Here is a 15,160-nt window from a genome sequence, read left to right as displayed (position 1 = left end):
CAATATTTATAATTTATAAAAATTAATAAGTTACTGTTATTGTGACTGTATCAAGATAGCTACCCGCACTCGGCAGCGTTGAACCAGCAGGAATACGGCCATATACATTCACTGTTTGTACTGCACCACTACCAGTTCCACTATAGGCAGTCGTTGCAATACCGATTGCTGTGGCATGCCCCGAATCTGAGTAGAGATTATAAGGAATATATTCGTTGCTTGTTGCACCACCAATCATACGACGTTGAGTCGTCTGAGCATTTTGCCCAGCATCGAAAGCCAAGGTCCACGGCACAGTGTTGTTACAAAGGACTTTGATTGAGGTACCACCTGTCGTTGTGGTGTCTGCATCAACGTTGCTAGCAAGAGAACTTAACGTCCCAAAGTCTAAAACTGCATTCGCTGTTGTACCTGTAGCGGAAGTATTCAATACACAACTATTCGTTACTGTTGCCTTAACAGTTAATGTACCCGTTGCTGTAGCTGCATTTGCTGAATTGAGAGAAAATAATGCTATAGCAATTACTGATAAATGAAAAAAAGTCTTTTTCATAGTCAAAACCTTTTAAATTAAATTGTTAAAACTAATAGATATAAAAAATTTAGCACTTATTCTTACAATCATTTTTTATTTGACTGCTCCTTTTAAAGTTTATTTTTTTACCCTATTTTTTAACATCATACATAAAAACAATTAAAATGCATGATCTTATTATTATTTTAATTTCTAATTAACAAAATATAATTACTCAAACCAACTCCATAGATACAAAAATTAACACACCAAAAAACTAACCCATTGATTTAAATAATTTAAATAAAAACTTCACAAAATTTATTAAGTAAAATTTAAATAAATATGTCAAAAATTTAGCTAATTTTATGAAACTAAATGCTAAATATAGAGTTACTTACTTTATTTTTATATTATTGCTCTCTTAAATTTTGATTGTATATGATTACTTAAAGATAAATTTCAAATAAACTATCAAAGATTATAATTTAAATAAAAGTAAAATGATGAACAGTAGAGCTAAAGATGAATCACTATAAGGAAAGTTTTATTTCTTTTAAGCGTTAAATCGCTATAGAGACATATAAAAATAAAGGCCTCTTACGAGACCTTTATTTCTTATATTTAAGTTTAATTAAACACTCAACATACTATTTAAAGTTTCAGAGACATTTTTCGATTTCACTTTAGGCTGCAATGCTTGCAAAGCCTGTTGCACTTGAGTCCGCTGAGGTTCTGCCAAAGTGTACCAACGTGACAATACCTGTAAGAGTCGTGAACCTAAAATTGGGTTCTTCTCGTCAAGATATTGTGCAAGGTTAATAAAGTGAGCTACACCAAAGCCCCACGTGTTTTCAGGATTATTTGATAATCCTCCACTCACCGCACGAATACGGTTTGGAGTTGTTAAATCATAATCTGGATGTTGAGTAAGGTATTCAATTGTTTCAGTTGTCGTATTTGGGTTTGCAGCCTGAATCATAAACCACTGATCTAAAGATAAAGCTTCATCTTTAAAACGGTCATAGAAATCAGCAAGTACATCTTGAGCTTGAGGTGCATTTTGCCAAACCAGTACACGTAGCGCCCCTAAGCGTTCAGACATATTACCTGTGTTTTGGTATTGCACATGCGCAAGTTCAAATGCGGTTTGATCACCCTGACGAGCCATCATCATGAGCATAATGTTCTTTAACGCACGCACACCCATTGCCAAAGAAAATTCTTTTTGCAGATCAGGATCAAGTGTAAGGTAAGTATCTTTCCAGAATGAACCCAACTCTTGTGCCAAACGATTGAGCAATGCTTCACGTTTTACATGAATATCGGCTGGTGCATAGTCCTGATCTATACGACTACCCAAATAACCTTCGCTTGGTACATCAAACAAACGCGATGCCAATAGCGGGTCGCGACCGACTAACTCAGGCAAAGTACTTTGAATTGCCTGAATGTATGCATCCGCAGAATGGTCTTCTAGCAAAATACGTTCAAGCAAAGTTTGCGTTGCTTGCCATTGGTTAAAGCCATTCGTTTCGTGCTGAATTAAGAATGCTAATTCTTCATCAGTATAATTAAATACAAGATTGACTGGTGCAGAGAAATTACGGAGTAGTGACACAACTGGTTGTTCAGTCACGCCTGTAAACTCAATGGTTGCCTCATCTTGGTCAAACAAATACACGCCATCTTTAACATCGTTTACAAACAAGCTTTCACTATGCAATGTATATTGCTCACCTGTTTTAGCATTAAATAGTGCTAATGCCACAGGAATCGGAACAGCTTTTAAATTTGGATACTTAGGATGTGCTTTTAGGCTTTGTTTAAAGCTTAAACGGTAAGTTTGCGCTGCTGCATCATATTCTCCTTTTGCTTCAAGCTTTGGCGTACCTGGTTGGTTATACCAAGTTAAGAATGCAGATAAATCGACACCTGAACCCGCAGTTAATGCAGCAACCCAGTCTTCTACAGTCACGGCTTGTCCATCATGACGGCGGAAGTATTCATCGGTCCCTTGACGGTATTTTTCTTTACCTAACAAGGTCGACATCATGCGGTTAATTTCCGCACCTTTTTCATAGACAGTCGCCGTATAGAAGTTATTAATTTCCACAAAGTGATCTGGACGCGGCGGGTGCGATAATGGACCTGCATCTTCAGGGAATTGATGTGATTTCAGCACAGCTACATCATCAATACGTTGAACCGCAGCAGATTGTAAATCTTCAGAGAATGACTGATCGCGGAATACCGTTAAGCCTTCTTTTAAGCAGAGCTGGAACCAATCACGACAAGTAATACGGTTACCTGTCCAGTTATGGAAATATTCATGAGCAATCACAGACTGTACACGCATAATCGCAGCATCAGTCGTATACTCTTCATCAGCAAGCACACACGAAGTATTAAAGATGTTTAAACCTTTATTTTCCATGGCACCCATGTTGAACTGGCTAACAGCAACAATCATATAGTTGTCTAGGTCATAAGCACGGCCGTAGTGTTCTTCATCCCAACGCATAGAATGCTTTAATGCTTCCATCGCGATATGACATTTTGGAATATCTTTCTCAATTGCATAGATTTCTAAAGCAACATCACGCCCTTCCGAAGTCGTATAACGATCTTTAAGAACAGCTAAATCCCCAATGACACAAGCAAATAAATAGCTCGGTTTTTTAGTCGGGTCTTGCCAGATTGCAAAGTGGCGGTTTTCACCAACCTCACCTGTTTCAAGCAAATTACCATTGGCAAGTAATACTGGGTATTTTTTGTCTGCTTCTACACGTGTCGTAAAGACAGAAAGTACATCTGGACGGTCTGGATAGAATGTGATTTTACGGAAACCTTCAGGTTCGTTCTGCGTTACAAACAAGTCATCTGCTTTATATAAGCCTTCTAATTGAGTATTCGTTTCAGGATGAATAATGACTTGCGTTTGTAAAATGACTTCATCTGGTGCATTAGTGATCACCAGTTGTTCACTATCGAGTGAATATTGTGCAGGAGTGAGAATTTGTCCATTTAACTGAACAGACTGTAATTCTAGGTCACGGCCTAATAACACCAGATCTCCAGCAGTTTGACGCTTCATCACTAATGTCGAATCAATAATTGTTTTATCATCATATACTTGGATATCAAGATTAATTGATTCAACCAAGAACGCAGGTTTTTGATAATCTTTTAAATAAACTGTCTGATCTGCCTGAACTGGAGGCTGCGCCGCAATATTCATCTTTATTCCTTATATACTCGTCTAAACGGTAGTATGAGTCGTCATGAAATATCATACGCCAAGTCATACATACTGTATTTGCTTACCTTTATAAAATTAATGGGACTTCATTTATACATTTCAAATTAGAATCCTGTTTTATTAGCACAGATTAGACCAAATTTACGATAATCGTTGTTTATATAAGCAATCTATACAATAAAAATAAAACACCTTTAGCTTTTAACATTTTTTAGAGTCAGCTTACATTTTGGGCATGGTTCTTGCCTAATTAAATATACCAATATGGGTATCTAAATTAGAACAAGAGGTGTCAGCATGGAATTTAAAGCACATTTTCATCGACTAGAGAACATTAAAGCTATTCATGATCTATCAGCAGCAGGACTCGATCACCATGTGATTGCGGTGTTCTTATCTGCGGAAGGTATTTCTATTACAACTCAGGAGGTTACTTCTATTGTTAATACTTACGATGCGTTAGGGAAATTGAAATTACCAAGTAAAAAAGTACAGGCTCTTATTAAGGCCAAAAAGCTTGGCCAAAATGATGAGAGCTTGCCGTGCCCTGTTTAATTCAACTTTTTAGCCCACTATGAAAACCTAAAATCGAAACATAGATTTTAGGTTTTTCTATTTTAGCAACAAACGAAATTGGCAATCTCCGCCATCTACAGCGTGGCTGTGTATAATAGCCCCATCATTTTTATTTTATGTTCGGAGCAAAATGGCCTTACAAATTCTACAGAAACAGCTAGATGAAAGTAGCCATTGTCCTCTCTGCCAAGCTTCAATGTACTGGGTAGATGCCGAGCAATTTGAACAAGACATTCAATTCCATGAATGCAGTCATTGTCAGCACCGTCTATTTAAAGATCAAAGAATGACTTGCCACTGTGATACATGCACAAAACAACGGAAAAAGCTTTTACAACAAACACGTCTACAAGAACAACGCCAATTTAAGTCAAAAGAGCAGCCACAACGCAGTCTCGAACAGCTCAGCTTCTTACATAAACTTTTCTTGCTAAGTCTCCTAGACGACTATGCCCGTGAAGAAATCGCTCATGATGAATATATTCATTGGGACAAAATTAAATACCATCACATCACACCTAACTGGATGTTTCAGAGCTATTTAATTAAACAGTTGCATAAAGATGGCATTTTGAATGCAAATGACCAAACTGATGACCCACAATGTTTTCACTTAAATATTCGTTTAGATGGCTACAGCGATCCAAGTTTATTTAGTGTGGCTCAACAATTACGTAATTGGTTTTATGAAAATTTAAGTTTCGGCATTCCTTTTCGTAGTGCAGATGAAGTTAAAGACGTACTTTTTCAGGTGCTCTATCAAGAAATTATCCAGTTCATGCAGTTCTACTGCCGAACTTGGGGTATCCAAATTGCCGGGAATTCAAATTTTCAAAGCTTTTGCTATCGTTTAATGGATTCACTCGCAATTGGGCAGATTTATTATCTGGTACAAACTGCACTCGAATATCTGTATAAACAAAAAGTTTTACAGCCTCGCAATGATAAGTTTATTAATACCAATCTATTAAAGAAGACTTTAGAACAGTATCGCGAAAGAGCCGTGACCGAAAAGTGGGAAACCTCTATGCTCCCCCGTCCTCACAATATTCCTTACAGTAAAATGAGTTATATTTTGCTTAATCGTTTCTTGGGTTACGACGAACAGATATTTGTGCAACCTGTATGGAAAGCATGGCGAAAAATTGAACCACGCTTAAACTTTTATTCTGTCAAACGTTGTATGTATTGTGGCTCAAATGATTTAACCGTTGACTATGATGCAGCAGATTATGTTTCTTTGATTTGCCAAAAATGTAAGCATCAAGACCACTATTTTACCCACTAAATTTATAATCACTTTGGCTTACTAGGGATAATAATATGACATCGACATCTAGTTTGATTGAACAGGTCATTGAAGCTTGGCAGAACATGCAAGCCAAAACGCCTCTTGTACAATGTATTACCAATAGCGTTGCTGCAAACTATACGGCCAATGTATTACTCGCGTCTGGTGCCTCGCCTGCGATGATTGATAATCCTTACGAAGCAGAAAGCTTTACCAAAATATCATCGGCCTTAAGCATTAATTTAGGTACACCCACCACTGAGCAAATGCAAGCCATGCAGATCTCAGCTAAAACAGCTCAGCTAAATGATATTCCATGGGTACTTGATCCGGTAGGTTATGGACCAATTTTAGCTTGGCGTAGTCAAATGACAGACGAGCTTTTGCAATTTAAGCCAAGCGTTATTCGTGGTAATGCTTCAGAAATCAGTACGCTTGCAGGTAATCAGGTTCAATCTAAAGGTGTAGATAGTACCCTTAGTAGTGATGATGTCTATCGACAGGCTTACGCGCTATTAGTACATACAAACTGTATCGCAATTTCAGGCGAGTCAGATTACATTCTGTCTAAAGAACTAGATGTCGTTATCCAAATTAACGGCGGCAGCCCCTTACAACCTAAAATTACAGCAACAGGATGTGCTTTGGGTGCGTTAATCGCTGCATATAGTGCGGTAACGTCTCCAACCATTGCAGCGCTTTCAGCTCATATACATTTTGCAATTGCGGGTAAACTTGCATCCAATCAGGCACAAACCATGGGAAGTTTTAGTACCATTTTTATGGACTATATTCATATGTTAGATGCCAACCTGATTGAGCAATATGCAAATATCAAGCTGTTTGGCTTAAAGGCATAACCACAAGAAGTTATGCCTTTGTGGGTAACAGACTATTTTAAAAGTAAATAGATATCTGTAATAAGATCACATTCTTTCACATCATGCACAAAGTTATGATAATGAAAGAAAACTGGATAATCTCCAGCTTCTTCAGGCTGCTCAGGTAACCAGTTTTTAAAAATGTAATACACGCTCTCTTTAATCTGGTCATGGCTACCCAAATGTCTTACGGTCGCGTAACGTCCAGCAGGAATTTCCCCTGTTTGTACGCCATAAATATTTTCAGGTACAGCCGTTTCAATTGACCCTGCAATGTCAAACCTAAACGCGTCTGATGGCGTCTGTTCTGGGTCAGAAAAAGGAATGCCATACGTTCTTGATTTAGTCACAGGTGATAAACCCGTTTCTTTACGCCAAGCAATAAAACGTGCAGCAGTTTCAAAAACTTTATCTGGACTTCCCAGATGCGACAGATACGCAATCTTTTGGGCAGGACGCTCAACAATATTTACATTCACTTTTAGCTCACTTTTCGGAAGTGTAAAAACAAACTTCTGGTGCCAAGATTCCCAGTCCGGTTTATCTCTAAAAGCCCGAGGAGTTTGATCAAATGAACGCTTAAATGCACGAGTAAATGCCTCTGGACTGTCAAACCCTGCTTGTAATGCAATCTCAATAATTTTGAGATCGGGTTCAAAAGCCAATTGAAAAGAGGCCCGCTTTAAACGAGAAAGTTGAATAAACTTCATCACATTTAAACCAATATGAACGGCAAAAATACGATGAAAATGAAATTTGGATAAGGCTGCAATCTGGCTCAATCGATCAACATCTAAATCTTCATCTAAATGTCTTTGAATATAATCGCAAACCAGTTGCAGCTTTTGTGTATATACAGCCATACATTTATGTCTGTTCATTCGATAGCACTACTTTTACATAGTGCTGATCTCTATTCTTGATCGAAATTGCGCTTTTTAAAATTATACAACTTGCTTAAAATAATCTTCTTTTGGCATATCAACAAGTTCAACACACAATTGAATTTCTTTATTAAACTCTTGTTGTAGATAATTTTTATTGCTGAGTGCCGCTAACAACTGATCACCCATCAGTTGTTTTTGCTCTGCATTTCTTCCCGACAAAATATAAACTTTTACATGAATATAAGCCTGTTCTAGTCCCAAACCAATTAGGAAAACATCATCTTTACGCGCACGGCTTTTAATGTCTTCTGGGCTAAACAACTCTGTTTTAATGAGCGTTGTATTAATTTCTTCAAGTAATTGTTTTGCATTTAATCCAGTTAAGTTATCTGAATAATCAACTACAATGTGCGGCATAGCCACCTCAATTTATGTAATAAGTAATTAAGCTAATTAAACTTTACTCAATAAATAATAAAGCTAATCGAACCTGATCATATCCCATTCGAGGGCTGGTTGCTTCAACGATCGGTCGTAGTTTGATCGAACCATCATCAGAAAAATGATCTGGATTTTGGCGCTTTTTCAGTTTCTTATAAATTTTTCGGATTTCTTCCACCACTTCTTCCCCAGGATGGGCAACCGAAATATCCAGTTTTTGTTCTTTATGCAGTCGGGCCAAATGGTTAATGATTGTCGCTGGGGTAAGGCCACGTTCATGGGCAATATCTTCAATCTCATAGCCTTCTTCAAACAACGCACGTGTTTCGTCTAGAGTTGCCGAGGCATAATTTTGTTTCGCACCTTTTGTGAGTTTTTTCTCATTACGAGAAATCTCGGTTTCATTTAAAGTTCCGCCACAATGACGAATAAATGCTTTGTGCTGAGCAGTTAAATCTACATCAGCAAAATTAACTTCAGCTTCTTTAGAAAGCTCTTGGAAACGACGATCGGCTTTCACAGCCAAGCTATCTAACTCTAAAGCTTGCTCGTTAATCCCTAATAACTTTAACCCAGTTAAAGATTTCAGACGCGAGAGCGCGACATAACCCTGACCTTTTTCAAAGGTGTTCATGAGGTTAATTTCAGCAGCTTCTAAGGTCATCCCTTGGCTTTTATGAATGGTAATCGCCCATGCCAAACGAAGTGGAATTTGCTGGAAACTGGCAATCACTTTACCTGCATCATTTTCAACTGACCAAGTTTCAGGCGCAACCAGCAATGTCGTGCCATCGGTCAATTTCACCTTTGGTAGCAAACCATTTTCATCATCTTCTTCAAAACCAATGACTTCACCTAAACTCCCGTTGATATATCCCATATCAAAGTTGTTTTTTACAAACATGACTTTTGCATGTTTCTTTAAGGTGAGTTCTTCTGGTGCACGTACCGAAGATTTTAAAGTTTCTACCAGTTTTTCATTACCATCTAAAACCGCATTGAATTGATGCCCTTCATTATCAATTTCATTTAAGTGCTGATAATTGATATTGTCGACATCCATATTGTGCGTATAGAGGCGAGTAAAGGTCTCACCAATATCATGGGAGCGTGATTGACGTAATGCGTGTAAATGATCTGATTGAATATTTTGCGCACGAATAGCATTTAAAATCTGATTTAGAATTTCATCATCTTGGCGATGTTGTTCTGTTAAATAACATACGCGAAATTTAGCTTCAACCCATGCATCAGACATAAAACAGAACTTGTCACGGTTGGCTTCACTATTACGTCCAACTGGTGGCAACTGAAAGAAATCTCCGGCAACAATGACTTGGATACCGCCAAATGCCTCATCGCTTTCTTTAAAATATTTTAAAACCTGATTCACCAGATTAAGCTGTTTTGCATGTAACATCGAAATTTCATCGATGACGAGAACTTGCGCATTTTCAAGGTGTTCCTTGAGATATTTACGCTCTTTCATACGTTTTAGGTCATCGTCAGTTAACTGATCTTTAATCCCGATGCCTGCCCATGTATGAATCGTCATGCCGTTCATATGCGTTGCAGCAATACCTGTAGATGCCGTAATCGCCACAGGCACTTTACGTGCTTTTAAGTATTGGATGTACTGATTGAGTGTATAGGTTTTCCCTGCACCAGCCGAACCGGTTAAAAAGACATTTTCACCTGCTTTAAGCAGTTTAAGCGCAGTTTCCTGTTTCATAATCTCATAAGTACATCTTCAACAGCCCATAGCTTAACGACTTTCCCGAAAAAATTAAATGAATGAGCTAGAATTTCTGTAAAATCAATATAAATCAATAATTAACATTAAAATAATATTTGGTAGGTTTTTGGTAGGTAGGAAAATAATCTGCATATCACAATACTAAGGCCATGGTGAGGCTCACCTGTAATAACAAACAATGGATTTATGGAAGAAGGAATCACTCCATGGCTTTTAAAAATATTGCAGATCAAACAAACGGTTTTTATATTCCATGCGTATCACTCTTTGGACCAGGATGTGCCAAAGAAATAGGTACAAAGGCACAAAACCTCGGCGCAAAAAAAGCATTAATTGTGACCGATGAAGGCTTATTTAAATTTGGTGTCGCAGATCTTATCGCAAACTATTTAACCGAAGCAGGCGTTGCTAGCCATATTTTTCCGGGTGCAGAACCTAACCCAACCGATATCAATGTCCATAATGGAGTAAATGCCTATAACGACAATGGCTGTGACTTTATTGTCTCGCTAGGTGGTGGTTCATCTCATGACTGTGCAAAAGGGATTGGCCTAGTCACTGCGGGTGGTGGTCATATTCGTGATTACGAAGGTATCGATAAAAGTAAGGTACCAATGACGCCATTGATTGCAGTCAACACAACCGCTGGTACTGCATCTGAAATGACTCGTTTCTGTATTATTACCAATACAGACACTCACGTAAAAATGGCAATTGTTGACTGGCGTTGTACCCCACTCATTGCCATTGATGATCCGAAACTCATGATTGCCAAACCTGCTGGTTTAACAGCAGCAACAGGTATGGATGCTTTAACCCATGCTGTTGAAGCCTATGTTTCTACGGCGGCCAACCCAATTACCGATGCTTGTGCAGAAAAAGCCATCACCATGATTAGTCAATGGTTACAGCCTGCTGTAGCAAATGGCGAAAACATCGAAGCACGTGATGCAATGAGCTATGCACAATATTTGGCTGGTATGGCGTTTAACAATGCATCTTTAGGTTATGTACATGCGATGGCGCATCAATTGGGCGGTTTCTATAACTTACCTCACGGCGTATGTAATGCAATCTTGTTACCACACGTGTGCGAATTTAACTTAATTGCCTGTCCAGATCGTTACGCAAAAATCGCAGATTTAATGGGTGTAAAAACTCATGGACTGACCGTGATGGAAGCTGCGTATGCTGCAATTGATGCCATTCGTAAACTGTCGGCATCGATTGGTATTCCATCTGGATTAACAGAGCTAGGCGTAAAAACTGAAGACCTTGCAGTTATGGCCGATAATGCTCAAAAAGATGCGTGTATGCTGACCAATCCACGTAAAGCAAATCATGCACAAGTTGTGGAGATTTTCAAAGCAGCACTTTAATCTTGATGTAATGGCACATCCCTCTAGTAAGTCAAACCCTCCGACCGTTGACTTACTTTTTGGGGAATACTTAGCTCCAGCGGTATTCCCTTTTTTTAAACCTCTATTCCAATCCAACCTCTAAACCTGATTGACAATTCGCCCATTTCATTGAAGGATACTCAGCATGTCTTAATTACAATAGCTCGATAAAAATGAATACATCCTCAGCTACTCAAAATTATGTTCCAGATATTTTAGGTACTGGCTACGAACAGCTCACACTCAACTTTCCTGATGATTATGAAGGTAAAGTTGTTGCCACATTGGTTCGTAAAAAGGCCGCTCAATCTACTCAAAAAGCTGTGCTTTATATTCATGGTTTTTTAGATTATTTCTTTCAAACTGAAATGGCTGAACAATTCAACGCGCATGGTTATGACTTCTATGCCTTGGATTTAAGAAAATACGGTCGTTCCAAACTACCCCATCAAATCTTCTATAATGTGCTTGATTTAAGTGAATACGATGCCGAAATTACTCAAGCATTAGATATCATTGCTAAAGAACAGCACACACAAGTATTGCTTGCAGGTCATTCAACAGGTGGTCTGACAGCAACGCTTTATGCTGCCCATCACCCAAACCATCCTCTTGTTAAAGCGCTATGGGCGAATAGTCCATTTTATGACTTTAATTTAAGCTTGGTCGAAAAAAAGTTTGGTATTCCAATGCTCAGCCGAGTAGGAAAATATCTACCTAAAGTTAAATTCCCAAGCCAACTGAACAAATGGTACACCGCGAGCCTTCACAAACAGCTCAAGGGCGAATGGGACTTTAATCTGGACTGGAAACCAACTTCTGCCCCTACTGTTCAACTCAGCTTTGTACATGCGATTCATACGGCACAAAAAGAGATTCATCGCGGGGTTAAACTCGATATCCCTGCACTGATTATGCACTCCCATCAAACTAAAAACCCAAAAAAATGGGGAGTAGATGCGACTCAAAGTGATGTGATTTTAGATGTTAAAGACATTGAAAAACACGGTAAAAAAATTAAAGGTGATGTCTATGTTGTCTCTATTCACAATGGCTTGCATGATCTAGTCCTTTCGGCCCAGCCAGTGCGAGAACAAGTCTATCAACAGTTATTCCAGTGGCTGGATCAAAAAATCACTTAACTGAGCTTGGGTGAGTCAAGGTATTTCATCAGCAATTGATGCGCGGGATGTTCGCTAGGTACTAACTCCATAAGACGTTCTACCGCATCAATTGCTTCAGGGAAATGAGCTAAATGCTTTAGTAATAAATCTGTTTCTTGTGTTTTAAAAATCGCATCGCTTAAACGTGATTCTAGGCAATCACGCCATGCACATAAAAACGGACTTTCCGTTTTGGCCAGAAAAACGCCTGTGTAAAGTTGCAAAGCAGAAGCCGCATATCCCGCATCCAGTGCCTGTTCAGCTTGTAAAAAATCCGCTTCAACATGTACAAGCAAACGATATGGCCGAGATCCAAGTAAACCACCCAAAATATCTCGAAGTTGAGACATTTCAGCTTTAAGCGTCCCCATACTGACTTTACGTTCGCCATAAAGCGCCTGATAAAGATGCTCTAAAGTTAAGCCATGCGGACATAACGCCAATATTGTCAAAATTTCAATTTGACGCGGCGTTAATAACAAGCTTTTACCGTTAAATTTAACTTGCGGTGTCGAAAATGCACGAATATGTAACTGTTGACGCTGCTGCTCTAGCAAAGCGGATTGAATAATGGATGCACATCGTTCAGCGGCCAATATTCCTAAACTATTATGATTCTTCCAAGTTGTCGATAAATCAACGACACCAAGGGTTTGTTTCGAGTATGGATCGATAATTGGCGCGGCATAGCATACCCAATCATGAATCGATTCCATATAATGTTCATTTGAAAAAACACAACTTGATTGCTGAGTTTTTAAAGACAAAGCCAATGCATTGGTGCCAACAAATTCTTCACGCCATTGCCCACCCTGCACAAAGTGAACACGCTCAGCTGCACTTTGCATTTGAGCACTTGTTGCCGTCCAAATAATGGTACTGCCGATATCACCAACAGCAATCACCATTGAGGATTGTTCAGCGATATGACGTAAGTCGTCGGCACACTGACTTAAAGCCATATCTAAAGCATTTTGTGAAGCAGATTTTTTCTCGACTAATGGAGCAGCAAAACGCTCTTTAGGAATCGCAGCAGAGGCTGACCGTTCCCATGAACTTGCAATACTTTGACCCAGTTTGGCAGCATTTTGAGGAGAGAGACTATTTTGCGTACGCAGTTGATCAATCAACGTCCGTTGCTGCAATAAATCCTTTTTTGTGAACATTTGTAAATTCCTTATATATCCACATTTCTATTCCAACCTTTCTCCAACCTTCTTCTTTATATCCTAATTATACAAAGTACGAAAGTACCTACTGACAGGGTTCTTGTTAGTCTTTAGTCCTAAAAAGCAAAGGAATATTTATATGCGCTATATCGATCCAAATCAACCAGGCTCAAAAGTTCAATTTAAATCACAATATGAAAATTTTATTGGCGGTGAATGGGTTGCACCTGTAAAGGGTGCATATTTTGATAATGTATCTCCTGTTGATGGAAAAGCTTTCACACGTATTCCACGCTCTAGTGCCGAAGATATCGAACTTGCTCTAGATGCAGCACATAAAGCGAAAGCAACATGGAATAAAGCCTCGCCAACGGTACGCTCAAATATACTTTTAAAAATTGCTGATCGTTTAGAAGCAAATCTTGAAATGCTTGCTGTTGCAGAAACTTGGGATAACGGTAAAGCGGTTCGTGAAACTTTAGCAGCTGATCTTCCGCTTGCGATTGATCATTTCCGTTATTTCGCAGGTTGTATTCGTGCTCAAGAAGGCGGCATCTCTGAAATTGATGAAGATACCATTGCTTACCACTTCCATGAGCCGCTAGGTGTAGTTGGTCAAATCATTCCATGGAACTTCCCGATTTTGATGGCTGCATGGAAACTTGCACCTGCTTTAGCAGCTGGTAACTGCGTTGTGATTAAACCAGCAGAGCAAACACCAGTAGGTATTTTACTGGTTGCTGAACTCATCCAAGATATCTTACCGCCGGGTGTACTTAATATTGTTAATGGTTTCGGTTCAGAAGTCGGGCGTCCGTTAGCGACAAACCCACGTATTGCCAAAATTGCTTTCACAGGTTCAACTCAAACTGGACAAATGGTGATGCAATATGCGACCGAAAATATTATTCCAGTGACATTAGAACTTGGTGGTAAGTCACCAAACCTTTTCTTTGAAGACATCATGGATAAAGAAGATGATTTCTTAGAAAAAACACTTGAAGGTTTTGCAATGTTTGCCTTGAACCAAGGTGAAGTATGTACGTGTCCTTCTCGTGCTTTAGTACAAGAAAGTATTGCTGATCAGTTCTTGGAGTTGGCTGTAGAGCGTGTAAAACGTATTAAAACTGGTCATCCACTTGATACTGAAACCATGATTGGTGCTCAAGCATCTCTACAACAGCAAGAGAAAATTTTACGTTGTATTAATACTGGTCGTGAAGAGGGTGCAGAACTCTTACTAGGCGGTAGTGGTCGTAAAGAAGTAGGCGATGGTTACTATGTTGATCCGACTATTTTTAAAGGTCACAATGGCATGCAAGTTTTCCAAGAAGAAATTTTTGGACCTGTACTTGCTGTGACAACGTTCAAAGACTTTGACGATGCAATTAAAATTGCCAATGACACCATGTATGGTTTAGGTGCAGGTGTTTGGTCACGTTCAGCACATATTTCTTATCGTGCTGGCCGCGCTATTGAAGCGGGTCGTGTCTGGACAAACTGCTATAACATCTACCCTGCTCATGCTGCATTTGGTGGTTACAAGAAGTCAGGTATTGGCCGTGAAAACCACAAGATGATGTTAGATCATTATCAACAAACTAAAAACTTGTTGGTGAGTTATTCAACTAAACCAATGGGCTTCTTCTAAGTTTCGCACCAAGTTGATACCAGACTATCAACACTAGAAAGAAGTAAGATCATTAATTATGTAAGAAGCCGGTAATTTAGATTGCTGGCTTCTTTATTTAGTACTGTTAGTTCTCAAGTTTTTATCATTTGGAATAAAAAAGCGTCATCTATTATCTAAAGCGCTTCAT

At 38.8% G+C, this 15,160-nt stretch carries 12 protein-coding genes; 6 read left to right on the top strand and 6 right to left on the bottom strand.

The features are described 5' to 3' along the window. Positions 1-22: 22 nt before the first annotated feature. A complete protein-coding gene (locus HL290_RS02955) occupies positions 23-559 on the bottom strand; it encodes a spore coat U domain-containing protein (protein WP_198495542.1) in 537 nt (178 codons plus the stop codon). A 589-nt stretch (positions 560-1,148) separates the two neighbouring features. Beyond that, positions 1,149-3,755, bottom strand: coding sequence for an aminopeptidase N (gene pepN / locus HL290_RS02950; protein WP_198495541.1), 2,607 nt, complete (start codon positions 3,753-3,755; stop codon positions 1,149-1,151). Between the two features lie 318 nt (positions 3,756-4,073). Here pepN and HL290_RS02945 point away from each other — a divergent pair, with 318 nt between their 5' ends. The 3 genes from HL290_RS02945 (at position 4,074) to thiM (ending at position 6,503) form a co-directional block, all read left to right on the top strand. Next, positions 4,074-4,331 (top strand): hypothetical protein, encoded by a 258-nt coding sequence (locus HL290_RS02945; RefSeq protein WP_004643236.1) that lies wholly within the window; start codon positions 4,074-4,076, stop codon positions 4,329-4,331. A gap of 151 nt (positions 4,332-4,482) precedes the next feature. Then, positions 4,483-5,640, top strand: coding sequence for a hypothetical protein (locus tag HL290_RS02940; RefSeq protein WP_005039760.1), 1,158 nt, complete (start codon positions 4,483-4,485; stop codon positions 5,638-5,640). A 35-nt stretch (positions 5,641-5,675) separates the two neighbouring features. Further along, positions 5,676-6,503, top strand: a complete 828-nt coding sequence (thiM, locus tag HL290_RS02935; RefSeq protein WP_198495540.1) for a hydroxyethylthiazole kinase — start codon at positions 5,676-5,678, stop codon at positions 6,501-6,503. Between the two features lie 32 nt (positions 6,504-6,535). Here the strand turns inward: thiM and HL290_RS02930 are convergent, their stop codons facing one another. From HL290_RS02930 to HL290_RS02920, 3 genes are all read right to left on the bottom strand, one after another. Then, positions 6,536-7,387 (bottom strand): AraC family transcriptional regulator, encoded by an 852-nt coding sequence (locus HL290_RS02930; protein ID WP_198496374.1) that lies wholly within the window; start codon positions 7,385-7,387, stop codon positions 6,536-6,538. A gap of 81 nt (positions 7,388-7,468) precedes the next feature. Then, positions 7,469-7,828: a 5-carboxymethyl-2-hydroxymuconate Delta-isomerase gene (locus HL290_RS02925; protein WP_198077661.1), complete on the bottom strand. Its 360-nt coding sequence runs from the start codon at positions 7,826-7,828 to the stop codon at positions 7,469-7,471. A gap of 43 nt (positions 7,829-7,871) precedes the next feature. Beyond that, a complete protein-coding gene (locus HL290_RS02920) occupies positions 7,872-9,584 on the bottom strand; it encodes an AAA family ATPase (protein WP_003652381.1) in 1,713 nt (570 codons plus the stop codon). Between the two features lie 230 nt (positions 9,585-9,814). Between HL290_RS02920 and mdh the strand changes: the two genes are divergently transcribed. Together mdh and HL290_RS02910 are read left to right on the top strand one after the other, a co-directional pair. Beyond that, complete coding sequence (gene mdh / locus HL290_RS02915; protein WP_198495539.1) at positions 9,815-10,987, top strand: iron-dependent methanol dehydrogenase; 1,173 nt, start codon at positions 9,815-9,817, stop codon at positions 10,985-10,987. A 194-nt stretch (positions 10,988-11,181) separates the two neighbouring features. Beyond that, entirely contained in the window at positions 11,182-12,150 is a 969-nt protein-coding gene (locus HL290_RS02910) for an alpha/beta hydrolase (protein ID WP_198495538.1), read from the top strand. Here HL290_RS02910 and HL290_RS02905 read toward each other — a convergent pair. Beyond that, positions 12,147-13,337 (bottom strand): helix-turn-helix domain-containing protein, encoded by a 1,191-nt coding sequence (locus HL290_RS02905; RefSeq protein ID WP_003652386.1) that lies wholly within the window; start codon positions 13,335-13,337, stop codon positions 12,147-12,149. The genes HL290_RS02910 and HL290_RS02905 overlap by 4 nt on opposite strands. A gap of 142 nt (positions 13,338-13,479) precedes the next feature. On the opposite strand from HL290_RS02905, the gene HL290_RS02900 reads away from it, so the two are divergent. Next, a complete protein-coding gene (locus tag HL290_RS02900; protein ID WP_004643247.1) occupies positions 13,480-14,991 on the top strand; it encodes an aldehyde dehydrogenase family protein in 1,512 nt (503 codons plus the stop codon). Positions 14,992-15,160: the final 169 nt, after the last annotated feature.

This window comes from Acinetobacter sp. AC1-2 (assembly GCF_016124155.1).
In the GTDB taxonomy this organism is placed as follows: Bacteria; Pseudomonadota; Gammaproteobacteria; order Pseudomonadales; family Moraxellaceae; genus Acinetobacter; species Acinetobacter calcoaceticus.
Note: the sequence above shows the minus strand (reverse complement) of the source record. Positions and strands in the feature narration are given on the sequence as shown.

Excerpts from the sequence above, each read along its gene's own strand:
- pepN (WP_198495541.1), bottom strand. The coding sequence starts at position 3,755 with ATGAATATTGCGGCGCAGCCTCCAGTTCAGGCAGATCAGACAGTTTAT.
- HL290_RS02945 (WP_004643236.1), top strand. The coding sequence starts at position 4,074 with ATGGAATTTAAAGCACATTTTCATCGACTAGAGAACATTAAAGCTATT.
- HL290_RS02940 (WP_005039760.1), top strand. The coding sequence starts at position 4,483 with ATGGCCTTACAAATTCTACAGAAACAGCTAGATGAAAGTAGCCATTGT.
- thiM (WP_198495540.1), top strand. The coding sequence starts at position 5,676 with ATGACATCGACATCTAGTTTGATTGAACAGGTCATTGAAGCTTGGCAG.
- HL290_RS02930 (WP_198496374.1), bottom strand. The coding sequence starts at position 7,387 with ATGGCTGTATATACACAAAAGCTGCAACTGGTTTGCGATTATATTCAA.
- HL290_RS02925 (WP_198077661.1), bottom strand. The coding sequence starts at position 7,828 with ATGCCGCACATTGTAGTTGATTATTCAGATAACTTAACTGGATTAAAT.
- HL290_RS02920 (WP_003652381.1), bottom strand. The coding sequence starts at position 9,584 with ATGAAACAGGAAACTGCGCTTAAACTGCTTAAAGCAGGTGAAAATGTC.
- mdh (WP_198495539.1), top strand. The coding sequence starts at position 9,815 with ATGGCTTTTAAAAATATTGCAGATCAAACAAACGGTTTTTATATTCCA.
- HL290_RS02910 (WP_198495538.1), top strand. The coding sequence starts at position 11,182 with ATGAATACATCCTCAGCTACTCAAAATTATGTTCCAGATATTTTAGGT.
- HL290_RS02905 (WP_003652386.1), bottom strand. The coding sequence starts at position 13,337 with ATGTTCACAAAAAAGGATTTATTGCAGCAACGGACGTTGATTGATCAA.
- HL290_RS02900 (WP_004643247.1), top strand. The coding sequence starts at position 13,480 with ATGCGCTATATCGATCCAAATCAACCAGGCTCAAAAGTTCAATTTAAA.